Here is a 312-nt window from a genome sequence, read left to right on the forward strand (position 1 = left end):
GCCGCCCGGCGTAGTGTCTCCTTCTTGTGCTCCTTCAAGAGATCCATGTTCAGATAGCGATGGTCCTCGAGCCAGGCTTCGTGGCGCTCGACGGTCAGCGCCCGCACCAGCCTTAGGCAGCTCTCGGCATTGGGGAAGATTCGCACCACGTAGGTGCGCCGCCGGATCTCCTCGTTGAGGCGCTCCAGCATGTTGGTCGACTTCATGTGCTTGCGGTGCATCAGTGGCAGACGGCAGTAGGCGAGCGTCTCCTCGATGTTGTCCTCCACCCAGCCGGTGAGCTTGGGGTATTTGCCGCCCCATTTGGCAAGC

1 protein-coding gene is annotated in these 312 nt (G+C 61.9%); it reads right to left on the reverse strand.

Features of this window, described 5'->3' with window-relative positions:
- Window positions 1–312, reverse strand: a 312-nt coding sequence (locus tag AC5ZGW_RS47820) for a transposase (RefSeq protein WP_496114362.1), incomplete at both ends; no start/stop codon positions are given.

The sequence above is a fragment of the Bradyrhizobium sp. Crot121 genome (assembly GCF_059512385.1).